The sequence below is a fragment of the Nibrella saemangeumensis genome (genome assembly GCF_039541915.1).
In the GTDB taxonomy this organism is placed as follows: Bacteria; Bacteroidota; Bacteroidia; order Cytophagales; family Spirosomataceae; genus Nibrella; species Nibrella saemangeumensis.
In genome coordinates this window covers 159,709-184,010 of the sequence record NZ_BAABHD010000027.1, presented here as the reverse complement: position 1 = coordinate 184,010, position 24,302 = coordinate 159,709, and the positions used below count along the sequence as shown (strand labels likewise).

Genomic DNA, 24,302 nt, shown 5'->3' with positions numbered 1-24,302 from the left:
GCCAGGCCGGTATGCCATAGGCAAGCCCGCTCTGTTATTCTTCTAGTAAGCTACCTTATTTCTAAGAATCTTACTACACCACAAACCTAAAGGCCGGTGCCGAGGGATTCCTCGTTCCTCGGAATGACAAAAACGGAATGACAAAATCAAAAAAACTCAACGAAAATGCCCCGCATTAACCCTCTACCCGAGGACCAGGCATCTGACGACCTGCGTGCCGATTGGGAACGACACATCGCCGACTACCCCGGCAGCCGCATTACCAACATGAAAGCCACGCTGAGCCATTCGCGGCTGGCGTTTCAGGTCTATATGCAGTGGTATCCCTTATACGAAGAAGTAAAAACCATAGTCGGTAACCGGCTGGCCTACCTCTTCGCCCACGCTATTTCGCAGGGCTCCGACTGCCCCCTGTGTACGACGTTCTTCCGGCGCATCATTGTCCAGAACGGCGAGCGGCCCGAAGACCTGCAACTGTCCGACGATGAGCGCCTGCTGCTGAGATTTGGCAGTGAGATGGCGCAGAACAAAGGCGACGTGCTCGATGAATTATATCAGGAAATTGAGCAGCGATACACACCGGAGCAGGTTGTGCGGCTGGTAGCCTTTGCCGGGCAGATGATCGCCACCAATGTATTCAGCAACGCGTTGCGCGTTGACATTGATGAATACCTGTATCCGTATCTGCCGTTAACCAAACCTGTTTATTAGCGTACAGCCGTCTCTGACCCCCTTCATTTATGAGCGATTTACAGGGTAAAGTTGCTTTCATCACGGGAGCGGCCCACGGGCAAGGCCGGGCGGTTGCAGTGGCTTTGGCCGGAGCCGGTGCGCATATCGTAGCATTCGACATTGCCAAACCCCTGGCCTATCCCGGTTACGCGCTGGGTTCCGAAAACGAGTTGGATTCCTTAAAACGCGAGTGTGAATCGCTCGGCGTTCGCTGCCTCACCGCCCAGGGCGATGTTCGGCGTGACGAGGATGTTAGCCGGGCGGTAGACGCAGTCAGGGAGGCATTCGGGCGGATTGATATTCTCTTTAACAATGCCGGTATTTGCGCCTACGGGCTGGCCCACGAACTGACGGAAGATGAATGGGACGCCATGCTGGATATAAACCTGAAAGGTGCCTGGCTGGTAGCCCGGCGGGTCATTCCGGTGATGATGGCGCAGCAGTCCGGCGTTATTCTTAACAACTCCTCCATTGCCGGGCTGCGGGGCATGAACCGGCTCAGCCATTATGCAGCCTCCAAATGGGGGCTGGTCGGGCTGACCAAATCCTGGGCACTGGAATTGGCCCCCTACAACATTCGCGTTAACTCCATTCATCCGACGGGCGTCAACACACCTATGAATGATGGTCTGGCAGCGCTGGAAGGAGCTACCCCGCAGGAAATTGCCGAACGCTCGGCCGGCAACCTGCTTCCGGTACCCTGGGTTGAGCCCGAAGATGTTTCCGCGATGGTCCTCTTTCTCGTTTCCGATAAAGCCCGCTACGTTACCGGCTCCCAGTTTGTGCTGGATGCCGGTTTGCTGACGCGGTAACCCTCCCGCTCGTCCGCGATTGTATCGCGAGACGGGTGAGGTCCGCGTCTGTGACGCGATTTGCTTTTAAATAACAACTACCTTCCGCATAGACAACGCTTAATTTATACCCGCGTTACAGACGCGGACCTCGCCCGTCTCGCGATACAATCGCGGACGAGCGGGTGACGAACGGGAGTACCATAAAGTAAAAAGAAAGTTGCCTGGCTTGCTTATGTCCGGCTACATGCCGAAATTTGCGGTGTCATGAAGAAAACACTGTTCAAGATACTCAATCTCCTGATGGCCTGCGTCGTGCTGTTTAGCAGCACCGGATTCGGGTTGGTGGAGCACTCTTGTCAGCTTCGTGGCAAAAAAGTGTTTGCAAGCCTGCAAAATGCAGAAAAAAAGGGTTGCAAGGCCTGCGTAAAGGCGCATCAAACCGCAGATGAACACGAAACTGTGGTCAAAAAAACCGATTGTTGTAAGGAAGAACAGCGGTTCGCGAACGTAGATTTCTCGTCTTCGTTCAGTCAACTGATCGCCAAGCTCCTAAAGTCCATTACTGAAGCCGCCTTTATGGGCGTTTCAGTGGTCGTTAGCTGGTTGGTCAATCTGCTCTTCCCGGATGAACTCTCCGATTCCATTTCTCTCTTTTCGCCACCTCCTGCCTTGTCCGGTCGGGAGTTGCTGGCGTTTGTGCAAAGCTTTCTGATTTAGATCGTTGGTAGGCCTGATTTGCCGGTGTCCATAGACAGGACATGGGCTTTTGGTGTTTTACTAGTTATCAACCAACGATTCTCATGAGATTGCTCCTTTCATATATTCTTTTTTCTTTCCTGTTGGTGCCGGCTGCCTGGGCACAGACTGATTCAATACCGGCAGTTCCCGTTCCGGAAATATTCATTAAAGGCACTGTACAGGAAACGGTTAGCGGTCGGCTTACGCCCCTGATCGGTGCCAATATTTACTGGGCAGGTACGACGCTTGGTACGTCGACCGATGCATCCGGTCGCTTTTCCATTGCCACAACGTCACGGACAAACCGGCTCGTCGTCAGTTACGTCGGCTACCGGCCCGATACACTGACAATCGCTAATCCCGCTGCTGAGGTGTCGGTGACGTTGCGCACGGAAACCACGCTGCAGGAGGTGGTGGTGCAGGCGTCTACAACGCAGATCGACCGGATGTCGCCCATCCAGACCGAACTGCTGACGACCCGTACGCTGGCCAAAGCCGCCTGCTGTAATTTGTCGGAGAGTTTCGAGACCAACGCATCGGTTAGTGTTTCGTACGGCGATGCGGTGACCGGAGCCAAGCAGATTCAGATGCTTGGGCTGAGCGGCAATTATGTGCAGACCAATGTTGAGAACATTCCGACCATACGCGGACTGGCCTCTACCTTTGGCCTGAACTACGTGCCGGGTACCTGGATCTCATCCATTGATATTGGCAAAGGCGTAGGATCCGTCGTCAACGGGTATGAGGGTATGTCCGGTCAAATCAACGTTGAACTGCAAAAGCCAGACGCCCGCGAACGGGTATATGCCAATGGCTACGTGAATAGCTTCGGACGGGTAGAGGGTAACCTGAACCTTTCGAAACCCCTGAACGACCGTTGGAGCGTGGGCGTACTGAGCCACGCCAGCACGCTGCGGAATCAGATCGATCAGAACGGCGATGGCTTTATGGACATGCCTCTCTACACACAGTATAACGGCATCATGCGCGCCAAATATTCCAGTGAGCGTTTCATGACGCAGTTTGGCGTGAAGGCCATTTACGAGGACCGGCTGGGTGGTCAGGTAGCCCGGCGTGTTCCGCCGGGCGTCGTCCGCTATACATTTACCAACGAAACCCGCCGTTTTGAATGGTTTTCCAAAACGGCCAAACTGTATCCGGAGCAGCCCTACAAGGGTTTGGGATTAATCCTGAATGCCGTACACCATGATCAGAATTCCCGGTTTAGCTATATTCCGTACGATGGCCGGCAGCAGTCGCTGTACGGTAATCTGATCTACCAATCCATTATCGGTAATACCAATCATTCCTTCAAAACAGGCATTAGTTACCTGCTGGATGATTATCGCGAACGCTACCGCGATACCCTGATGACCCGCACCGAGTCGGTACCCGGTGTTTTTGGGGAGTATACCTACAAATACCTGGAGAAGTTTACACTGGTAGCCGGCGCTCGGGCCGATTTCCACAACCTGTTCGGTACGCAGTTGACGCCCCGGTTGCACCTGAAGTACGATCTGAACAATAACGTCATTTTACGGGCTTCGGCGGGCCGGGGCTTCCGGGTTCCCAACGCGCTGGCCGAAAACTATGGTTATCTGGTCAGTTCACGGTATGTTTTCTTCACAGGCCGGTTACGGCCGGAGGTATCCTGGAACTATGGCCTGAGCCTGACCAACGAGTTCAACCTATTTGGAGAGAAAGCTTCGTTGATTGTAGATTATTACCGGACCGACTTCCAAAACCAGTTAATAGCCGATCTGGAGCATCCCGGCGAACTGCATTTTTACAACCTGAACGGTCAGTCCTTTTCCAACAGCTTCCAGGCAGAGGTCAACTACGAACCCGCAAAACGACTGGAGTTTAAGCTGGCGTACCGGCTGTTTGATGTCCGGCAGTCGATGGGAGCCCCGTTTGGTGAGAGTGTGCTGCTGCCCCGCATGATGGTCAGCCGCGACCGGGTGCTGTTCAACGCGGGCTACGCCTTGCCGTATGATAAGTGGAAATTCGACCTAACCGTGCAGTGGAACGGCCCCCGGCGGATTCCTACCATGCAGCGGGAAGATGCCCACGACCTGGAGACTCACGAGTATACGCACGATTACAGCTACCGGAACATGATATGGGAAAATACCCCCGGCTTCTACAACGTCAATGCCCAGGTATCCAAGGCGTTCCGGGACTGGGAACTTTACCTGGGCGGGGAAAACCTAACGGGTTTCCGCCAACTAGACCCGATTGTGGCTCCGCAGAATCCCTTTGGCCGCGATTTCGATGCGGCAGGGCGGGCCTGGGGGCCCATCACCGGCCGGATGATCTACGCCGGATTCCGCTATAAATTGAAGTACTGATGAAGCTGTACATCAAAAACATGGTCTGCGACCGCTGTAAACGGGCGGTGCAACAGGTATTGACGGATGCCGGGCTGGACGTACAACAAGTTCAGCTCGGCGAGGTGATAGTGAGCGAGTGGCCCGCCGAAGTCAGCACGGAACAGGTAGCGTCAGGCCTACAGGCCAACGGGTTTGAACTGCTCGACGACCGTAAAACGGTGCTGGTGGAACAGATCAAATCCATCATCATCAACGAGGTTCACCATAACCGGCGGGACCGCCCGGAGCAGCAGAACCTGTCCGACTTTCTGGCGCAGAAGATCGGGTACGATTACTCGTACCTGAGTCATCTGTTTTCGGCCGTAGAGGGTATCTCCATCGAACGGTACGCTATTCTGCAAAAGATTGAGAAAGTAAAAGAGTACCTGTTCTACGGCGAACTCTCCCTGAGCGAAATCGCGTGGCGGGTGGGGTACAGCAGCTCCCAGCACTTATCGAATCAGTTCCGGCAGGTAGTCGGCATGACACCGGGCGAGTTCCGGAAGGTCCGGCAGCCGCTGCGCACGGAACTGGACAAGGTGCAGGAGTCAAAATGATGTACAACTGATCACAATACCTGTACAAATCCGGTCAGGCCGGCTAGCTACCTTTGATGGACAAATTACGCCAGGGATAAAGCCGATGCACCGACCAACGTCCGACCGTTACTAAGAAATTGGGACGAATTTGGTAAACAAGGGTTATCCTGCTGAGGGCCAGAGTTGGCTCCGGTCTAGTAATCAACCAAAAACCAGCTTACGTTATGGAAACTATGGAACATCGCTCCCACGTCGACACCTGTTTTGATTGCGCGGCCGCCTGCGAACATTGCGCTACCGCCTGCCTGAAAGAGGATCATGTGCAGATGATGGCCGAGTGCATCCGGCTTTGCCGGGAATGCGCCGATTTCTGCACCATGTGTGGCCGGCTGACGGCCCGTGATTCCCAATTTATGCGGCAGTTTATGGCCGTATGCGCCGAAGTTTGCCAGGCATGCGCCGATGAGTGCAGCCAGCACGACCATGCGCATTGCAAAGCCTGCGCCGAAGCCTGTCAGAAGTGCGCTGACGAATGCCGCCATATGTCGGCGAATGCATAACCGATGAGGGAGCTGGTTTCCGGCTTCCTTCACCGCCAATCATCCACTAAATACAACCTGAACAATGAAAAGTAATCTGCGGCAGGCAATGTTCGGGCTGGCGCTTCTGGGCCTGACCGGCCCGGTGCTGGCCCAACATGAGCATCACCAGGGGCATACGCAGCCCACACAGCAAAATCAGAAACGGACCACAACCATCGACTCGGCCGGCACCATGGATCATTCGATGCGCCAGGGGATGGACCATAGCACGATGAACCATGGGTCAATGGGGGGCGAACAGCACTCAATGTCCATGTCGCACCTGTATTCGCGCAATCTGCCCATGAACCGGAACGCATCGGGTACGGCCTGGATGCCCGACCAGACGCCGATGTACATGAACATGTGGCATTCGAACAAAGGATGGATGTATATGCTGCACTACAGCGTGTTTGTGCGGCATACCAATCAGAACTTCAACAACCCCGGTATGCGGGGCCGGGCTACGCAATTCGATGCGCCCAACTGGTTTATGGGCATGGCGCAGCGGAATGTGGGGCAGCGGGGACTGTTTTCCGTTAAACTGATGATGTCGCTGGACCCGCTGACGGTCAGTCCGGACGGCTACCCGCTGGTATTCCAATCGGGGGAGACGTACAAAGGCCGGCGCTTGGTAGACCGGCAGCACCAGCACGACCTGTTTTCGGAGCTGTCGGTTGGCTACAGCCATGCGTTCAGCCCGAATACCGATGCATTTATCTATGTAGGACTTCCGGGGGAACCGGCTTTGGGGCCACCGGCGTTTATGCACCGGATTTCGGCTTTTAACAACCCTGATTCACCCCTGGGCCACCATTGGCAGGATGCTACGCACATTACCTACGGGGTAGCTACGGCGGGCTTCCGGTACAAGATTGCCAAAGTGGAGGTGTCCAGCTTCACGGGTCGCGAACCCAATGAACAGCGGCTCGGTTTTGACCGGCCGCGCTTCGACAGCTACTCGTACCGGTTGTCGGTGAACCCGTCGCCGTCGCTGGCACTTCAGTTCTCGCAGGGTTTTATTAAAAGTCCTGAGTCAGTGGAGCCGGACGAAAACGTAACCCGGACCACGGCCTCTGTGCTACACGGCATTTCGCTGGGTGGCGCTGATCGGTACGTATCGTCGGCGCTGGTGTGGGGAATGAATGCCTCCGACGATCACAGCGATCATTCGTATCTGGCTGAAACCAGTCTGCAACTAAACAGGGTAGCGCTATATGGCCGGTTCGAGAACATCACGAAATCACCTGAGGAATTATCGCTGGTAGACGATCAGGTAGGCGGCCAGCATCATTTGACCATCAATAATCTGACGCTGGGCATGAATTACCGCCTGGTGCGCTACGCCAACACCGACCTGGTGCTGGGGGCTCAGTTGACCGGTAGTATGCCCGAAAAAGCGCTGGAACCATTATACGGCAAAACACCGTTATCAGGGCAGATCTACCTGCGTATCACGCCCTCGGCCATGCCGATGCTGACGGGAGGCCGCCGGATGAGTTCTCCCCGGACAATGTAATACACGAAATAAACCACGTAAACCGTTTCTTATACATGAAAAACCTGTTGTTTGGGCTAATTGCCACCCTGATGCTGACCACCGGAACGGCTTTCCGGACTACTGACGACAAAGAGAAAGAGGTGAAGATCAAGACATCGGCCATTTGCGAGATGTGCAAAGAGCGCATCGAGCGTAACCTGGCGTTTGAGAAAGGCGTGAAGGAGTCGAACCTGAACCTGGACGATAAAGTCGTTACGGTGAAATACAATCCGAAAAAAACCGATGCGGCTAAAATAAAGGCAAACATCTCGAAGAGCGGTTACGATGCCGACGAGATAACTGCCGACGAAAAAGGCTACAACAAACTGCCGTCCTGCTGCAAAAAAGACAGCAAAGAGCACGGGCACCATTAATAGAGGGTTGAGTGGTTGAGTGGTTAATTGGTTCGTTAGATAGAACCAGCAGACCAATCAACTAATGAACCATTTAACTACTTTTCACGACCGGCGACCGGCACATATACCGTAAAGGTGGTGCCGTGTCCCGGTTCGCTGTTTACGGCAATCGCACCACCGTGATTCTCGGCCACTTTCCTGCAGATAGCCAGACCTATGCCGGTGCCGGGGTACTCACTGCGGGTGTGCAGCCGCTGAAACATCTGAAAAATCCGGTCCTTGTATTTTGTATCGAAGCCGATACCATTATCGGTTACGTCAATGGCTACCCATTCGCCTTTTCGGCCTGTAAGAGGAACCGGTAACTGTTTCAGTGGAACAGGATTGCTCTTAATGCTGATTTGGGGGACCTGATCCGGCTGCGCAAACTTCAGGGCATTGGAGAGCAGATTCTGAAACAACTGTCGCAGTTGCAGCTCATTGCCGTTGATGGTTGGTAAAGTTCCTACCTGTATATCGGCCTGCTTTTCCCGAATTACTGTTTCCAGATCGTTCAGCACTCCATCGACAGTCCGGTTGAGTGCTATGGCGTCGAAGGGCTGATCTTCCCGGCTGATACGGGAGTAGGTCAGCAAATCTTTGATGAGCGTATTCATTCGGCTGGCGGCCGATTGCATCCGCTGAATCAGACTGGTCCCCTCCGGAGTTAGCTGCTCCGAAAACTGATTCTGCAAAATGTCGCCGAATGCCTGAATCTTGCGCAGGGGCTCCTGCAAATCATGCGATGCGACATAGGCAAAAACCTCCAGTTCCTTATTGGCACGCCCAAGCTCAGTATTGGCGCTACTTAATTCATGGGCAAGGGTTCTGAAGCGTTCCTCACTCTCTTTCAGGGCCCGCTCGGCCTGTCGGCGTTCTGTGAGGTCACGGGTAACTTTTGTAAAGCCGATTAGCTTGTTTTCCGCGTTGAACAAGGCCGTGATAACGACATTAGCCCAGAATAACGAACTATCTTTCCGAAGCCGCCAGCCTTCTTCTTCGTATTTTCCCGTGGCCTTTGCTATTTCGAGCTCCCGGCCGGGTTTTCCCGCTGCCAGGTCCTCCGGCGTGTAAAAAGCTGAGAAATGTTTCCCGATAATTTCCTCCGCCAGATACCCTTTCAGGCGCTTGGCTCCTTCGTTCCAGCTAACTATGTGCCCCTGAGGATCGAGCATGAAGATGGCGTAGTCCCTGACGGCTTCGACCATTAGCCGGTACCGTTCTTCGCTTTGTTTCAGGGCGTCTTCGGTTTCTTTACGGCGGGTCAGATCACGGACAACCTGTGAGTACCCCAGCAACTGCTGCTCTTCCGTATAGATGGGCGTTATCAGCACACTGGCCCAGAAGCGCCGGCCGTCTTTGCGGAGCTGCCAGCCTTCCTCGCTGTACTGGCCATTGGCTAATGCCGACGCTAATTCAGGCGCCTGCTTTGTCTGGTCTGAGGTCTGAGCAGGCTGAAAAATCAGAATGGATTTACCGATTAAATCGTCAGGCGCGTAGCCATAGACCGGTCCGGCACCTGGATTGGAAAACGTGATTGTGCCCGCCGTGTCGAGCATAAAGATGGCATATTCGTGCAGGCTCTGTACCAGCAGAGCAAAAGAGTCACTATTTGTTGTCGGGGACAAGAGCACGGGCAAATACTTTCTGAATTCTCCAGCCTAAGTTATAGAACCAGTCAATTAAACTCTATTTAACTGCACTTTTCTTATTGTATTAACGTCAAAATCGGAGAAACATGGTTACTTCGGCCGTTTTACTTTACCGACTACCAGCACCCAATCGTTTTCGGCACCGGCAGTGGGTGGGTTAAAAACGGTTTGGACTCCTGGTTCTATACGCTTTATAGGGGTTTCCTGCCCGGTGCGAGGGTTGAACCAATAGCCGCCAGGGCGTTTGCTGGATAACCGGGTTAAATCCAGTGCAATGGGGCGCCCATCCGTGATATACGCTACGACAAACTCATAAGCTTCGTCACGCGCTGCCTGAACCCGGTCATCGACCGTGCCACCGGGGGAACGTAGCAGCGTGGAGTCCGGCACCATCCGGTCGAGCCCCAGTCTCTCAACCAGCGACCGCAGGTGCTGCATCTGCCCGGCTCCTTCGTACTGAAGGGCATCGTACCAGTAGTCCTTAAAGTGCGTGGGCAGAAAGATCTGGCCCGGCTTTTCCATCTGCCAGATGCCGTTGCCGCCGTAGGTAAAGCCGCAGCCGCCGGCCAGGACCGACCACCAGCCCCGACGCCTTACGTGCCAGGCCGAAAAAGCGCCATTTTCGTATTTATGGAGCTGCGGATGTTGCTCGTAGCAAGGTTCTGCGTCCAGGGTTGGCTTTATCGGGAAGCGGGCGTAATCTTCCGTAATGCGTTCATAGTTGCGGTTAGTTACCCGGTGGCCGGACTGAATCATGTTAAAGTCCAGCCAGGGTTCTTCGTGGTAGAACTCGCCGGTAGAGGTAGCCGGCGGCCGGTGGGTGCCACCCGGCGGGTGGTAGGTCAGCAGAATGCGGTAGGGGTCGCCGTGGGCGTAGGCATCAGTCAGGCCGCTGGCCAGGTTGCGGTAAATGGCGTGGCGGGTAGGACGTTTGTCACCCCCGAGTACCCAGATGAAGTTGGGAAAGTCTTTGTAGCGTTCACCCAGAAAACGGCCGTAGCGGTAGGCTCTGGCCGAATCGGCGTACAGCGGTGCATCTGGTTTTTCAATGAAGAACAGACACCAGGCCGGTACGACCGCCAGGTATAAGCCCCGGTTGGTGGCTTCCTTTACAATAAAATCGACATGCCGCCAGTAGCGTTCGTTGGGTGTATCGAAATCGCCGTTCAGGAAGGGGAGTTCGCCGTAGGTATTTCGCCAGTCTGATTTGAGCGTCAGGAAGTGCGACTGGATAACGGTAAATCGCTTAGCCGCCCGGTCGTTGAGGTAGCGGATGGCCTCAGCGCTATCGAGTTTATTGAACAGTTCCCAGGCGGTGTCGCCGAGGTAAAAAAACGGTTTGCCGGACTCCTGAGCGAGATAACGGCCATTAAGGGATACCTGCAGGCGAGGGAGGGAGACTTGTGCCTGAAGCGTAGTTCCTGCGAGTAATAGCCACAAAAATATAGTTGGTGGAAAAAAAGAGCTGGAGCGGGTAAAAGTCGGCATTCCTTGTATTTTTACGGTATTCCTGATTCCTAAACACAGAACTCTTACCCATTTACTGATGAAATCTGAAACCAATACGAAGTCGTCGTATAGTAATCTGATCTATACGGCGCTGATTCTTGCTGTGGTGGTGTTAGCCCTGACATTTCCCCAGCCGTTTATCGAAATAGGTGGTTTCCAGCTTAAAAACCTCATTGTTCCGCTGCTGCAAATCATTATGCTGGGCATGGGTACGACTATGGCCGTCAAGGATTTTGAGGCAGTAGTGAAGCAGCCCAAAGCCGTAATCATCGGGCTAATCTGTCAGTTTACCATTATGCCCGGTGTGGGCTATTTGCTGGCCGCTTCGTTTGGCTTTCCGCCCGAAATTGCCGCCGGGGTGATTCTGATCGGCTGCTCCCCTAGCGGCCTTGCCTCCAACGTGATGAGCTATATTGCAAAAGCGAACGTAGCGTTGTCCATTACCATTACCTCGGTGGCTACCATCATGGCCCCACTTATGACGCCTTTGCTGATGAAGTTACTGGCTGGTGAGTTTATTGCCGTTAGCTTTTGGGCCATGATGCTGGACATTATGAAAATTGTGATTCTGCCGGTGGTGGTCGGCTTAATCCTGAACCGGATTTTTCATAAATCAGCGGTCGTGCTGAACCGGGTAATGCCGCTGATCTCAATGGCCGGTATTGTGCTGATCGTGGGGATCATCACGGCTGCCGGTCGCGAGAGCCTGCTGACCGTTGGCTGGACGCTGGCCTTGTGTGTCCTGTTGCATAACCTGACCGGTTTCCTGTTGGGATACACCGGTGCCCGCCTGATGCGCCTGGACGAACAGAGCAGCCGGACGGTGGCCATAGAAGTTGGTCTTCAGAATGGGGGTCTGGCCTCTGGTCTGGCCCTACAAATGGGTAAAGTGGCCACGGTAGGTCTGGCACCGGCCCTCTTTGGCCCGATCATGAACATGACCGGTTCGTTACTGGCCACCTACTGGAGCCAGCGCCCGCCTAAAGAAGTAGTTGAGCCGGCACCTGCACCGGCTGCTAAGGTTTAAAACGCAAAACGCCCCAGCTTCGAAAGTTGGGGCGTTTTGCTGTTGGTTGCTTTACCTAATGGTTACCACATCGAGCTTCTGTAGAAAGGCTCCGTCTACTTCGGCGCCAATACCGGGACTATCGGGGAGCTCAACCTGATAGCCATTGTATACCGCACCGCCGGTAACGGGGTCATGGGCGTGCTCAAAGGGTGCATCAAGGTCGAAGAAGGTAACGTTGGTACGGGCAGAGGCAAAGTGGGCGTTGGCCGTTATCGCCAGCCGCGATTCCGACATGCAACCGATCATGCAGGCAATACCGGCAGCCTCGGCAATGGCGTTTATCTTCAGTGCCTCGTACATCCCCCCACTTTTTGAGAGCTTGATGTTGAAATAATCAACGGCTTCTTCCCGCATCAGCCGGATGGCATCCCGGGAGTCGAACAGCGACTCATCGGCCATGATCGGTACCGGCGATTGCTGCCGTATCCGTTTCAGACCCGTTATGTCCCAGCGTTTGATGGGCTGTTCGCAGTATTCGACATTTAGGTTACCGATGGCTTGCAGCACGGAGGAGGCTGTAACGGTATCCCAGCCCTGGTTAGCATCGGTGCGGATGGGGATCTCGTCGCCAATGGCCTGCCGGATAGCCTCCACACGTCGAATATCGTCTCGCCGGTTGGTACCCAGTTTTACTTTTACGGCCTCACCGCCCTTTTCTTTAATGCGCAGCGCATCCTCTACCATCCGTTCGGCCGGATTAATGTAGATGGTTTCATCCGTGGTGAGCGTGCGCTTTGATCCACCCAGGTGGTGGTACAGCGGCATATTGGCGGCTTTGGCGGCCAGGTCATACAAGGCCATATCAAACGCGCTGCGGGTAGTCGGGTGACCCGGCAGGTACCGGAGCAGGGCCTCCAGACACCCTTCGATATCGAGCGGATTCCGGCCCAGCAGCAGCCGGGCCATGTCCTGCGCGGCCGCCAGCCCCGACGCCTGCGTTTCGCCCACGATCATCCAGAACGGTGAGCCCTCCCCCCAGCCAATAAGGCCCTCATCGGTATGAATTCGAATCAGCAGGTTTCGGGCATGGTCAATGATACCCAGCGAAATGGCAATCGGCGCTTTCAGCGGAATGTCGTAGCGGTACAGGTCGATGTGGGTAATGCGCATGCTGTACGGACCCCCGTCCCGGTGGTCCATTTAGGTAGTAAGCGTAATTGAGGAAGGACCACCGGGACGGGGGGCCGTACATAAGCCTATATTACTGCGGAAACTGCGATTTGTCCAGCCCCGGAATAATGCGCAGGGCATTTTTGTAATACACTTTTTTCAGGACTTCATCGGGCAGCGCCATGCCGTACATGCGCCAAAAAGCGTGGTACTTTTTGTGGTAAGGGAAGTACTCGTCGTCGGTTTCCAGCACCCGGAAGTAGGTTGCGTATTCCGACGGCACCCAACTATCCTTGCCGAACAGAATCCGATCCTGGTACTTCTCAAAGAACCGGCGGCCGGCACGGGGCTGACGGCCCAGTTCGGCGATGACGGCACCGATCTCAACAACCATGTTCGGGAACGCCTGCATCAGGCTGTCCAGCTTCGTTAGGTCGTTGGGGTACCAGCCCATATGGGCGTTAATGAACGTGGTTTTCGGATGTTTGCGGAAAACGTTGTGCTGCTCGGTCAATAATTGCGTCCAGTCAACCGGGTTATTGTCGGAGCGTTTGCGGTTGGGGTTTAGTTTCAGCTCCAGCCAGCGCTCATTGTATCGATCCATGGGATCCCAAAAGGATTTAGGATCGGCGGTGTGGATGAGGACCGGAACGCCCAACTGGCCGCATTTGGCCCAGATCGGGTCCAGTCGCGGGTCATCAACGCGCACACGTTTGCCGTCAACATCTTTCACGTTAAAGCCAAGGCTCTTGTAAATTTTGAGACCCTTAGCGCCTTTTTTTACGTCCTCTTCCAGCGTTCTGACGGCCCGATCGGCCCAGCCGTTTTCACCTACCTTTGAGAAGTCGATATTGGTGAACAGCACCAGCCGCTTAGGATTGGTCCGGCCGATGTTTGACAGGGCACCGTCAAAAAAGGCGGTGCTTTCAGACATGTTACCCGTGAAGCCGCGTCCGCTGAGATTAACCATAATACCCATGTTCAGGCTGTCCATCTGGCCAATGAGTTTGTTCAGGTCGCCCTTGTCCATCTGGAACTGATGGTTGTGAACGTCGATAAACGGGTATTTGGCGCGGGTCAGCTTATGTTCCGGTACTTTCAGGGTCGACACCGGATCGTATTCTTCAAAGCCCAGTGGGGCCTCGGGTTGCTTGGCCTGTGGTTGAGCCAGGGCTACTACGGTAATACAGGATAGGATCGCAGTAGTTAATGGGGAAACAAAACGCATATACTAAATAAAAAAGTTAAAATCAGTTCGGCAGGTGTTCTGCAACCAGCAAGTTACGAAATTATGGGTTAACTAGCAGCGCCACGCAATGGGCGGCTATACCTTCTTGCCGGCCAACAAAACCCATATGTTCCGAGGTCGTCGCCTTAATCGAGATATCTTCCTCCGGGATCTGCATCACGCCAGACAGGCAGGTCTTCATCGCCGGAATGTGCGGGTTCAGTTTCGGCTCCTGGAGCACGACTGTTACATCCACATTGGAGACCTCATAACCGGCCGCCCGAATCATGTTCATGACTTCGGCCAGCAAAAGCTTACTGTCAACGCCTTTCCAGCGCGGGTCCTTGTCGGAAAAGTGGTAGCCGATGTTGCGCATGTTGGCGGCCCCCAGCAGGGCATCGCAGAGCACGTGGCAGATAATATCGGCATCGGAATGGCCAACAGGACCGTGGGTATGGGGGATTTTTATACCGCCGAGCCAGAAATCCCGGCCTTCGGCGAGTTGGTGGACATCATAGCCCTGTCCTACGCGTATTTTCATGATTGTGGTTCGGCGCGGTAGTACATTGTCGATGAATTCGTTTTCCGCAGCACCTGCCCGGCCACGGCCTGAATATCGTCCACGGAAACGGCCTGAATTTTTTCGGCTTCCTGATTCACCAGGTCGGCATTACCGGCGTTGGCGGCATACGCCAGGTTCATGGCGCGGTTCAGCAATTCTACTTCCGAGAAAGCCAGCGTGGCTTCGGCCTGGTTTTTTACCTTGCTCAGTTCGTCTTCGCCAACCGGCTGGTCAATCAGCTCCTGCATCAGAGCTTCTACGGCTGCGTCGGCTTCTTCCAGCGTCACATCTTGGTTCAGCGTGCCCTGAACGATCAGCAGGCCAGGGTCAAGGGAGGAGGTGATGTGGGCATTGATGTTGCTGAATATCGGCTCCTGCTTCAGCAGCCGCTGGTACAGCCGCGACGATTTGCCCCGGCCCAGCACATCACTGAGCAGGTCGGTGGTGTAAAAATTGCTGTCGAACCGGCCGGGCATATGGTATACCTTGTATAGGGCGTTCAGCGGTACGTCGGCGCTCGTTTCCAGAAACCGGGCTTCGGTCTGCTGCGGCTCCTGCGGCAACTGGCGGCCGTAGGGCGTACCCGCCGGTATGGGCTCAAACCACTTTTTGCACAACTGCTTCACCTGCTCTACCGTCACATTGCCGGCTACCACCAAGATGGCGTTGTTGGGCAGGTAAAACTTATAAAAGAAGTCCCGCACGTAGTCCAGCGTAGCCTCTTCGATATGGCGGATATCTTTGCCTATGGTGGCCCACTGGTACGGATGCACCTGATACGCCAGCGGCCGGAGCTTCAGCCAGACATCGCCGTAGGGCTGGTTCAGGTACCGCTGCTTGAACTCTTCAATAACCACTTTCTGCTGCACTTCGAGCACCTGCGGGTCGAACGACAGGCTCAGCATCCGGTCCGATTCCAGCCAGAACGCCGTCTCCAGATTGGCCGCCGGCAGGGTGATGTAATAATTGGTGATATCCGGACTGGTGAAGGCGTTGTTTTCACCCCCCACTTTCTGGAGCGGCTCGTCGTAGGCAGGTATATGTTTAGAACCCCCGAACATCAGGTGCTCAAACAGGTGCGCAAACCCCGTGCAGTTGGGGTCTTCGTCGCGCGAACCAACGTTATAGAGTATATTTACAGCGGCTATGGGCGTGGTGGCGTCTTCGTGGACATATACCTGCAAGCCGTTATCTAACACAAAGTGTTCGTAATGAATCATTCGGTTGTGATTTCCGCGGTGAAGCGATTGGAAAGCAAAAGTAACGAGCGACCTGTAGACTATCAAACTACCTCTTTTTTCAACACTAAGGCAAATGAAAAAATTCGGGCTGTGGCTGCTGCTCTGGATGCCCACGCTGGCGCAGGGGCAAATCCTGACGGATAAAGATATCCAGCAGACCATTCTGTCGGCGCTCGACAACATCTACAACTACGAGTTTGACGAAGCAGAACCGTTCATCCGTCAGGTTCGTAACCGCTACCCGCAACATCCGGTAGCCCCCATGCTGAAAGCCATTCAGATTCAGTGGCAGTATCTGCCGTTAACGGATAACCGAAACGCCACCGTCCAGTATACGCAATACCTGACGCAAAGCCTGGAGTTGGCCAAAAAGCTGCTGGACAAAGATAAGAAAGATCCCGAGGGGGTGTTTTTTGCCCTGACAGCGCACGGCTATCTGGCCCTCAAATACCATTATGATGAGGAATTCCTAAAAGGCGTCAGCGAGGCTAAAAAAGCCTATGGATACCTGATCGATGGCTTCAACCTGATGGAAAAAAACGGTGAGTTTTACTTCACCACCGGTTTGTATAATTATTATGTGGAGCGTTATCCGGAAGATCACCCCGTTGTAAAACCGTTCATGTTTTTTTTTCAGAGTGGGAACATGCAGCAGGGTCTTCGACAGATGGAAACTTCGGTTAAGCGGGGGCTGTTCACCCGCCCGGAAGCCTCGTATTACCTAGCCCAGATTTTTCTGAAGAACGAAAACCAGCCAAACCGGGCATCTCTTTACTCCAAATGGCTGGTCGATAAGTACCCGAATAACCCGCTGTACCGGATGCGCCATGCTGAAGCCCTGTTGCTGGCCGGCCGGTACAATGAAGCTGAGCCGCATATTGAGCGGTTGAGAAAGTCGCCGGTGAAAATACTGCCGATGGCGGTAAAGGTATTTGAGGGTCTGTTGCTGGAAAAGGAGGCCAAAAACGACAAAGCAGCCGCTGAGAGTTACCAGGCAGCTCTCAGAATGCCGTTTGATGTAGCAAATACAAAGGAGTATCACGCCTTCGCCTATGCCGGGCTGGCCCGCATTGCCGCCCGCGCCGGTAATCGGAACCAGGCTAAGGCTTATTATAAAAAAGCTGCTGACATGGCTGAGTACCGGATAATTCACCAGGAAGCCAAAGCCTATTCCAAAAGCTAGTTAAACGTATGGGAAAGGAAAGATACACCCGGCGCTGTTTTCTGAAAGCTACCGCAGGCAGTCTGATCTTGCCGGCGCTGAAACCATCAGGCATTGTGCATACGGTTCGCGGCCCCATCAGGACCAATCAGCTGGGACTTACGCTGATTCACGAGCACATTCTGGTCGATTTTATTGGGGCCAGCGAGACCGGACCACACCGCTGGAAACGGGCTGCCGTAGTAGCCCGGATGCTACCGTATCTGCAGGAGCTGAAACGGCTGGGTTGTCGCACCCTGGTGGAGTGTACGCCCTCCTACCTGGGCAAAGACCCGTTATTGCTCAGCGAGCTGTCCGAACGCTCCGGCATTCAGATCATTACCAATGTCGGCTATTACGGAGCCGTCGACAATAAATTCCTGCCGCCCCACGCCTTTACCGAAACCGCCGACCAGCTCGCCGACCGCTGGGTGGCTGAGTACGAAAACGGTATCGAAAGTACTGGTATCCGGCCCGGCTTCATGAAGATCAGCGTAAACCCCGGCCCCTTATCCGACCTGCACAGGAAACTGGTAACGGCAGCCGCCCGCACCCACAAACGCACTGGTCTCACCATCTACTCACATACCGGCCCCTATGTACCGGCTTTTGAGCAGATTGAGATTCTGAAGCAGGAGGGAGTTAACCCCAGCGCTTTTGTGTGGGTACATGCTCAGGGACAGAACATGGTGCATTACGCCCGCGCCGTCCGCGAAGGGGCCTGGGTGAGCCTGGATGGACTGGATAGCGGTAATGTAGACAAATACGCCGAAACGTTGCTGCTGATGAAGGAGAACAAATTGCTGCACCGGACTTTACTCTCGCACGATGCCGGCTGGTACGACCCTGCCAAGCCGGATGGCGGTCCCGTCAGCCGCGATTATACCGTTCTCTTTAAACGCCTGATGCCTGATCTGAACAGGCAGGGCTTTACCAAAAAAGATTGGAAGCTGTTGCTGGAGGAGAATCCGAAAACAGTCTTGTCTTTTTAATAATCCACCTCTAACCCCAACGCCTTTCTGAGGTCGTGCAGGGCCGGGTTTTTCTGAGCCAGGTAATTGAATTTGTCCTGGGGGGAGTAGATCATTTTTTTTGTTTCCAGTACTTCCACGCGGTGCTCTACCTGAATCTTGCTGTTTTGCAGGTTCTCGCGCAGGTAACCCAGCAGATCCGGCTTGATTTCGTTCATCAGGTCGGCTTGCAGGCGGTTATCCAGCACAATGTGGATGGTGGTACCGTCGAGTGCAATCTCCCGGTTCAGGATCAACTGCTCACTCATGGAGTCGTTCTGTGCCTGACGGATCTTGGCAAACGAGGCCCAGGCGGCTTTGAGCTGCTCTACAATAAAGGGCTTGTCGGGTTTGGGCGGGGCCAGCGTGGCTGTCGGTGCCTCCGCTTTTCCGTTGGCTGCGGCATTGGGTGCCAGGTTGACGGTAGAGCGCAAGCGGCTGCTGGTCGGCAGGGCCGGACGCGCAGGTGGTATGGCGGTGGCCGTTGGTTGGGCCGCAACGGCAGTACCGTTTGTGACCGGCAAAGCAGCCGAATGCCCGTTGCCGTTGCCCAATGGGGTGTACCCATTCACGGGCTCACTCGTAATCGGCTGATGCTCTAATTCCAGGGGTTTACTTCCAGCAGACGGCCCATTACTTACTGGCAAACCACCGGTGTCGGACCGCCACTGCTCACTGCCTACTGAAGACTGACCACTAGGGGCTGGTATGCCGTTTTTTTTTACAGCTCCAGTATGGTGTTCACCATTAACAGGTAGCTCGGGCAGGGTGTCCCAGTTGAGCACATTACGCAGATTCGCCAGCTTCATCAGGCATAACTCCGTATGCAGACGCTGATCTTTGGCGGCTTTATAGGTCAGATCACACTGTCCGCCAATGCTAAGGCCGGAGAGCAGGAACGACATTGGGGCGCGGGCGGCCTGTTCCAGGTATTTGCGCTGTACGCTTTCGGTAACCTGAAGGAGTTGCACCGTGGCGGCATCCTTACAAACCAGCAGGTCGCGGAAATGGCGGTTTAGGCCGACCACGAACTGATGACCGTCGAACCCTTTGCGCAGAATCTCATCCAGCGTCAGCAGGCTTTGCGGCAGGTTGCCGTCCAGCAGTAGGTCGGTCAGGCGGAAGTAATAATCGTAATCCAGAATGTGCAGGTTATCCAGCACTTCCTTGTACCGAATGGTGCGGTCGGCCGAGAAGGTAACGTTCAGGTCGAACATCGACAGGGCATCGCGCAGACCACCGTCGGCTTTCTGGGCAATCAGTTCCAGCGCTTCGTATTCGGTCCCAATGTCTTCCTTCCGGGCAATGTTGTCCAGGTGGTCGGCAATATCTTTGGGCTGAATCCGGTTGAAGTCAAAGATCTGGCAGCGCGACAGGATAGTCGGCAGAATCTTATGCTTCTCGGTGGTAGCCAGAATAAAAATGGCGTACGAAGGGGGCTCCTCCAGCGTCTTCAGAAAGGCGTTGAAAGCGGCCTGCGAGAGCATATGCACCTCATCAATGATGTAGATTTTGTACCGGCCCGACTGGGGCGGATACCGCACCTGATCGATCAGGTTCCGGATGTCCTCGACGGAGTTATTGGAAGCCGCGTCGAGTTCGTGAATGTTAAAGGAAGCACTCTGGTTGAAGCTGACGCAGGACTCGCACTGGTTGCAGGGCTCTACGTCTTCGGTCAGGTTCTGGCAGTTGATGGTTTTCGCCAGAATACGCGCACAGGTCGTTTTGCCAACCCCCCGCGGACCACAAAACAAGAACGCCTGCGCCAGGTGATTGGTACGAATGGCATTTTTCAGCGTTGTTGTAATATGCCCCTGCCCAACTACCGTATCAAAGGTAGCCGGACGGTACTTCCGGGCCGACACCACAAAATTCTCCATGCTGCAAGTTAGCACCTCCGCCCCGGATTTCAAACGTAACGGGCCCAGAATAAGCAGGCCGGTTCGACACCGAAAAACCAGCTTTCAGGCTGGGACTATTCAGCTGCTTTTTAGTTAAGATGATGCCTATACGTTTTACGTTTTAACAATGAAAACAGGTAATCAACTAATACTAATCGACTTATGAGATTCATAGCCCGGCTTTTGTTTGGGATTATTGCGGCTATCGTAGCGCTGTTTACCTACTTCACCAGTACCCAGGAAAATCCGATTACCGGAGAGAAGCAACACGTCCGGATGACCCCGGAGCAGGAAATCGCGCTGGGCATCCAGAGTGCCCCACAGGTGGCCAAACAGTTTGGCGGCTTGCATCCGGCTTCGCAGGTGCAGCAGCAGGTGAAAGCGGTAGGGCAGAAGCTCGTCCGGCAGTCCAGCGTCCGCGATTCGCCGTATCAGTTCGACTTCCATGTTCTGGCCGATCCGCGCACCGTCAATGCCTTTGCCATACCCGGCGGGCAGATCTTTATCACCGCAGCCATGCTCAGCCGCATGAAGACCGAAGACCAGTTGGCCGGCGTGCTGGCCCACGAAATCACCCACGTTGTAGGCCGTCACTCAGCCGAACAGATGGCTAAGCAGCAGCTTACGCAGGGCCTGGCGGGCGCAGCTGCCGTGGCGCTTTCGAACCCCGACGCCCCTGGTGCCAGTGCCGCCATTGCCCGCTACGCGGCCAACCTAGTAACGCTTAAATTCGGGCGCGACGACGAAATTGAATCTGACCAACTTGGCGTTAAATGGATGATCGAAGCCGGCTACAACCCGGAAGCGATGGTTGAGGTAATGGAGATTCTGAAAGCTGCCGGCGGCTCCCGCCAGCCTACTGAATTTGCCAGTACGCATCCGAATCCGGATAACCGCATTCAGCGAATTCGGGAGGCTATTGGGACGTATAGGGGACAGGCTCCAGCAGGCAGTTCTCGGTAGGCACTAATGAGTGCTGTTTTGGAATGCCTGTTTCTCTTCAGGCTCAACCAACTGCCCGCTAAAAAGCCTTCCTGCCATATGGGAAGCGGTGCCGGACTAGTGCTTTTCTTAAACCTGATTAAGGAGAAATACACACAGTTCAGGAAAACTTAGGGCCGTTTATACACAAAACTGACTGCTTTCGGGAAGTCTTCCGTTATTTTACAGCGTCTATTCATATTAACCATATTATCTATGAAGCGTCTTCTGTTACTGGTACTCCTGCTGCCAACCTTTGCTCTGGCCCAGAAAAAAATCGCGTTCGGTCTGAAAGTAGGAGCCAATTTTTCCCAACTCAATACCCTGGAGGTACGCACCCCCCGGCTGGATGCCGGTGGTATGCCGGTGATGTGGTCGGGGCAGGTGGTGTATGACTTTTTTCAAAACAATGATTCGAAGATTACTGGCTTAGTTGGCGGTGCCTACCTCCGTCTGGGCAGTACGCTGTACATTCAGCCCGAACTGCTGCTATCGTCGAAAGGCGGCTCATTCGATCTGGTGCGCCAGGGGCTGGCTACCCAGCGCGTGGATGTAAAAATGACAACGTTTGATATTCCGGTGCTGGTTGGTCTGAAACTGGGGCCGTTGCGGCTAAATGCCGGCCCGATGGCTTCCCTGAGAATTTCCGACAACCAGACGCTCAAAGATGCTTTTCGACAGTATACCAATCAGCCCGTTGGCGACACCTATAAGCAGGCGGTATTTGGTTACCAGGCGGGGGTAGGACTAAGCCTTTTTGGCCTACAGCTGGATCTGCGACGGGAGGGCAACTTCTCTGATCTGGCCGCTTACGGCATAAAAACCAGTACCACCGACGAGCGCTTTTCGGCCCGGACCAGTCTGTGGCAAATCACCGCCGGCTTTGGCTTTTAAGGCAACTTTCTCAAAACGCCGGCCGGGTAGTAAACCAAACAGTTGGTTTCCTGTCTAAGTTGTAGACACAACACGGAACGGTGGGCTGTGGCCTTCCGTTAGCCTTATAAATCTATGATGACCATGAAAAAAATTGCGTATTTACTGGTGCTGGTGGCGATACCGCTGCTGCTGAGCCAGTGCAGTGTTAATAAACAGCTTGCCGAAGCCAAGGCATTAGGCGATTGTAAGTTTAATATCTTATCGGCGGATAGCGTCTATGTGTCCGGCTATAACATCCGGGAGTTTCGCAATATTCGCAATCTGGAGGATTTCAATCCGCTCAAGTACCCTCGGATTGCGTCTGGACTGCTGCTGCAGAACATTCCGGTCGATGCGCTTATAAACCTCGAAATTACCAATCCCAATAACCGTCTGGCCGCGATCAACCAGCTGGAGTATAGGGTGCTGCTGGCTGATGTAGAACTGGTGAATGGCTTATTGAACCAGCGGATCGAGGTAGCGCCGGGAGGAGGACGTACCGTAGTGCCGGTCAGGTTGAGAACAAATGCTTACCGGTTGATTACTGATCCCAACACCAGCGATGCGTTCATCAACTTTGTGCGCAACCTGGCGGGGACTCCAGATAACAGCCCCTCGACACTTACGATTAAACTAAAGCCGACGCTGGCGCTCGGCAATAAGCAGGTTGATTACCCCGGTTATATCACCATCAACCAGCAGGTGACCAACAAAATACTGACTGGAGGGCGCTAAAAGGCCAGAAACAAGAAAAACCCCGGAGTTGTCAGCCTTAGGCTCATGACACCGGGGGTTTATTTGTCTACCAATATACCTCCCGGTCTTACCAGCGCCAAACCGATCTGGCAGTTCAGGCACTTTTTAGGGAGACAGAATTCATTGTACAATTCGAGACTCGCCTGCGAATCGAACGCTGACGTTATTGGCAGATCAAGTTCTGTCCACCGGGTAATGATGTTGTTTTTCTCGGCTGGTAGTTGCTCCAGCAGCCCTACCGCCCGGTCGATGTAGTGCGGCTGGTTTCGGTGGTGAGCGTAGGCTGCCAGGAGTGGTACGGCGGTGTTGATCAAAAGGGTCGAGGCAGAGGATGAGCCCAGCATAGGCGCTGCTTTTTCGGTTGCTTTGCCAAACCGGTAGTGAGTTCGCCAGTAGTCGGAGGGATGGATCTGTAAGGCCCGCAGCAGATCGGCTACTTCCGTCGTATCCATGAAAACGGAGAATAAACTCCGGTGCAGGGTAAGCAGGGACACTATCTGAGCCAGCCGTAAGGTAGGAAAATTGGCAGGGCGCAGCCGTGACCACTTCCAGATATAGCCCGGAAGTTCCTTATCGGCCAGGTTATACTTTGCCGACAAAAACCGGTATTCGCGCAACAGGGCTTCCGTGTACTCATCACGCTCGGTAAGGTTCCTGAGCATACCCGCCGTTCCAAAGAGCATGGCCTCTACCTGAATCAGGGTGTTGCGGTGTTTCTGAATGACCTTGAGCGGAACGGCCCTGCTGAGCTGCTCCATGGGGTCGGCATTGATGCGAAAGCCGAAATTGATAGCCAGCAGCCGGTAGGTGGTTTCTTCCCAGTCCTGGCCGGTAGCTTCATAGATCTGGTATACCAGGCCTGCTTTCTGTTCCAGTCGCTGCATCAGGGCTTTGTCGAGCATCGCCGTCCGGCGGAGGGGATGTACCGTCTGAAACTGACCGGCGCAGGGAATCGATTCGCCCGAATCTGCCAGTTGCAGGTACCGCTGGAGGAGGTCACCAGCTGTGCGGTCCTTCAGCTCCAGGGTTGGAATCGGTGTGCCGTCTGTTCGCGCAATAGCCTGCTGAGGCCTGGGCCGGTCATTCTCCCAAACGAGGTGGAGAATGACATTATCATACGCCGGGTCATGCTGATGCCGGTGCGCCAGCCAGTCCGACGTTTTTGTGTGAGCTTCTACCGTGCCTCCCCACTCTACATCACCGACTATCAGCCGGGCATTCAGAAAATCCGGACCGGCGTTTGGGTTCCGGAAACCCGGATGCAACACCTGAACCGGCTCCCCCTCCGTGGTGGACAGCCCTAATGCCGAAAAATACTGGTACTGCCAGAGGAAATAGAGGAAAGATTCGGGCATTGAGGAGTGATGAGTTTTTGGTTTTGACGGATTTGTCAGCGTTGGGTAACCCAGCTACTACAACTTTCCCTCAGCCCAAATACCAGCCAGACTGCCCCTCTTCATTCTCAAGTCATCACTC

Annotated in this window: 22 protein-coding genes; 14 read left to right on the top strand and 8 right to left on the bottom strand. The window is 54.3% G+C overall.

Annotated features, from left to right (window positions below; genetic code table 11):
* The first annotated feature begins 165 nt into the window (after positions 1 to 165).
* The 8 genes from ABD949_RS12560 (at position 166) to ABD949_RS12525 (ending at position 7,670) form a co-directional block, all read left to right on the top strand.
* The gene (locus tag ABD949_RS12560) at positions 166 to 711 is read left to right on the top strand and encodes a hypothetical protein (protein WP_345243945.1); all 546 of its coding nucleotides are present in this window, start codon (positions 166 to 168) and stop codon (positions 709 to 711) included.
* Positions 712 to 740: 29 nt separating this feature from the next.
* Entirely contained in the window at positions 741 to 1,544 is an 804-nt protein-coding gene (locus tag ABD949_RS12555) for a mycofactocin-coupled SDR family oxidoreductase (RefSeq protein ID WP_345243943.1), read from the top strand.
* 246 nt (positions 1,545 to 1,790) lie between these two features.
* A complete protein-coding gene (locus ABD949_RS12550; RefSeq protein ID WP_345243941.1) occupies positions 1,791 to 2,243 on the top strand; it encodes an HYC_CC_PP family protein in 453 nt (150 codons plus the stop codon).
* Between the two features lie 83 nt (positions 2,244 to 2,326).
* Entirely contained in the window at positions 2,327 to 4,615 is a 2,289-nt protein-coding gene (locus tag ABD949_RS12545) for a TonB-dependent receptor (RefSeq protein WP_345243939.1), read from the top strand.
* The gene (locus ABD949_RS12540; protein ID WP_345243937.1) at positions 4,615 to 5,193 is read left to right on the top strand and encodes a helix-turn-helix domain-containing protein; all 579 of its coding nucleotides are present in this window, start codon (positions 4,615 to 4,617) and stop codon (positions 5,191 to 5,193) included. The genes ABD949_RS12545 and ABD949_RS12540 overlap by 1 nt, the downstream gene beginning before the upstream one ends.
* Positions 5,194 to 5,399: 206 nt before the next feature.
* Complete coding sequence (locus ABD949_RS12535; protein ID WP_345243935.1) at positions 5,400 to 5,735, top strand: four-helix bundle copper-binding protein; 336 nt, start codon at positions 5,400 to 5,402, stop codon at positions 5,733 to 5,735.
* Positions 5,736 to 5,799: 64 nt separating this feature from the next.
* Positions 5,800 to 7,275: a hypothetical protein gene (locus ABD949_RS12530; protein ID WP_345243933.1), complete on the top strand. Its 1,476-nt coding sequence runs from the start codon at positions 5,800 to 5,802 to the stop codon at positions 7,273 to 7,275.
* Between the two features lie 35 nt (positions 7,276 to 7,310).
* Complete coding sequence (locus tag ABD949_RS12525) at positions 7,311 to 7,670, top strand: heavy-metal-associated domain-containing protein (RefSeq protein ID WP_425576748.1); 360 nt, start codon at positions 7,311 to 7,313, stop codon at positions 7,668 to 7,670.
* A 77-nt stretch (positions 7,671 to 7,747) separates the two neighbouring features.
* Here the strand turns inward: ABD949_RS12525 and ABD949_RS12520 are convergent, their stop codons facing one another.
* Both ABD949_RS12520 and ABD949_RS12515 read right to left on the bottom strand, forming a co-directional pair.
* Positions 7,748 to 9,319, bottom strand: a complete 1,572-nt coding sequence (locus ABD949_RS12520) for a sensor histidine kinase (RefSeq protein ID WP_345243932.1) — start codon at positions 9,317 to 9,319, stop codon at positions 7,748 to 7,750.
* A gap of 114 nt (positions 9,320 to 9,433) precedes the next feature.
* Positions 9,434 to 10,783, bottom strand: a complete 1,350-nt coding sequence (locus ABD949_RS12515; RefSeq protein WP_345243930.1) for a glycoside hydrolase family 140 protein — start codon at positions 10,781 to 10,783, stop codon at positions 9,434 to 9,436.
* A 106-nt stretch (positions 10,784 to 10,889) separates the two neighbouring features.
* On the opposite strand from ABD949_RS12515, the gene ABD949_RS12510 reads away from it, so the two are divergent.
* Entirely contained in the window at positions 10,890 to 11,879 is a 990-nt protein-coding gene (locus ABD949_RS12510) for a bile acid:sodium symporter family protein (RefSeq protein WP_345243928.1), read from the top strand.
* Positions 11,880 to 11,930: 51 nt separating this feature from the next.
* Here the strand turns inward: ABD949_RS12510 and ABD949_RS12505 are convergent, their stop codons facing one another.
* The 4 genes from ABD949_RS12505 to ABD949_RS12490 form a co-directional block, all read right to left on the bottom strand.
* The gene (locus tag ABD949_RS12505) at positions 11,931 to 13,031 is read right to left on the bottom strand and encodes a mandelate racemase/muconate lactonizing enzyme family protein (RefSeq protein WP_345243958.1); all 1,101 of its coding nucleotides are present in this window, start codon (positions 13,029 to 13,031) and stop codon (positions 11,931 to 11,933) included.
* Between the two features lie 91 nt (positions 13,032 to 13,122).
* Positions 13,123 to 14,259, bottom strand: a complete 1,137-nt coding sequence (locus tag ABD949_RS12500) for an amidohydrolase family protein (RefSeq protein WP_345243926.1) — start codon at positions 14,257 to 14,259, stop codon at positions 13,123 to 13,125.
* 61 nt (positions 14,260 to 14,320) lie between these two features.
* Positions 14,321 to 14,800 carry a 2-C-methyl-D-erythritol 2,4-cyclodiphosphate synthase gene (ispF, locus tag ABD949_RS12495; protein WP_345243924.1) on the bottom strand — a complete coding sequence of 160 codons (480 nt, stop codon included), beginning with the start codon at positions 14,798 to 14,800 and terminating at the stop codon, positions 14,321 to 14,323.
* A complete protein-coding gene (locus ABD949_RS12490) occupies positions 14,797 to 16,041 on the bottom strand; it encodes a M16 family metallopeptidase (RefSeq protein WP_345243923.1) in 1,245 nt (414 codons plus the stop codon). The genes ispF and ABD949_RS12490 overlap by 4 nt, the downstream gene beginning before the upstream one ends.
* A 94-nt stretch (positions 16,042 to 16,135) precedes the next feature.
* Here ABD949_RS12490 and ABD949_RS12485 point away from each other — a divergent pair, with 94 nt between their 5' ends.
* Together ABD949_RS12485 and ABD949_RS12480 are read left to right on the top strand one after the other, a co-directional pair.
* On the top strand, positions 16,136 to 17,245 hold the full coding sequence (locus ABD949_RS12485) for a tetratricopeptide repeat protein (protein ID WP_345243922.1): 1,110 nt from the start codon (positions 16,136 to 16,138) through the stop codon (positions 17,243 to 17,245).
* Positions 17,246 to 17,253: 8 nt separating this feature from the next.
* Entirely contained in the window at positions 17,254 to 18,255 is a 1,002-nt protein-coding gene (locus tag ABD949_RS12480) for a phosphotriesterase family protein (protein WP_345243921.1), read from the top strand.
* Here the strand turns inward: ABD949_RS12480 and ABD949_RS12475 are convergent.
* Positions 18,252 to 20,153, bottom strand: a complete 1,902-nt coding sequence (locus tag ABD949_RS12475) for a DNA polymerase III subunit gamma/tau (RefSeq protein WP_345243918.1) — start codon at positions 20,151 to 20,153, stop codon at positions 18,252 to 18,254. The genes ABD949_RS12480 and ABD949_RS12475 overlap by 4 nt on opposite strands.
* 183 nt (positions 20,154 to 20,336) lie before the next feature.
* On the opposite strand from ABD949_RS12475, the gene ABD949_RS12470 reads away from it, so the two are divergent.
* The 3 genes from ABD949_RS12470 to ABD949_RS12460 all read left to right on the top strand — a co-directional run bounded on the left by ABD949_RS12470 (position 20,337) and on the right by ABD949_RS12460 (position 22,805).
* Positions 20,337 to 21,137, top strand: coding sequence for a M48 family metalloprotease (locus tag ABD949_RS12470; RefSeq protein ID WP_345243916.1), 801 nt, complete (start codon positions 20,337 to 20,339; stop codon positions 21,135 to 21,137).
* Between the two features lie 234 nt (positions 21,138 to 21,371).
* On the top strand, positions 21,372 to 22,049 hold the full coding sequence (locus ABD949_RS12465) for an outer membrane beta-barrel protein (protein ID WP_345243914.1): 678 nt from the start codon (positions 21,372 to 21,374) through the stop codon (positions 22,047 to 22,049).
* A gap of 123 nt (positions 22,050 to 22,172) precedes the next feature.
* Positions 22,173 to 22,805 (top strand): LEA type 2 family protein, encoded by a 633-nt coding sequence (locus ABD949_RS12460; RefSeq protein ID WP_345243912.1) that lies wholly within the window; start codon positions 22,173 to 22,175, stop codon positions 22,803 to 22,805.
* 59 nt (positions 22,806 to 22,864) lie between these two features.
* Here the strand turns inward: ABD949_RS12460 and ABD949_RS12455 are convergent, their stop codons facing one another.
* On the bottom strand, positions 22,865 to 24,181 hold the full coding sequence (locus ABD949_RS12455; RefSeq protein WP_345243910.1) for a DUF2851 family protein: 1,317 nt from the start codon (positions 24,179 to 24,181) through the stop codon (positions 22,865 to 22,867).
* Positions 24,182 to 24,302: the final 121 nt, after the last annotated feature.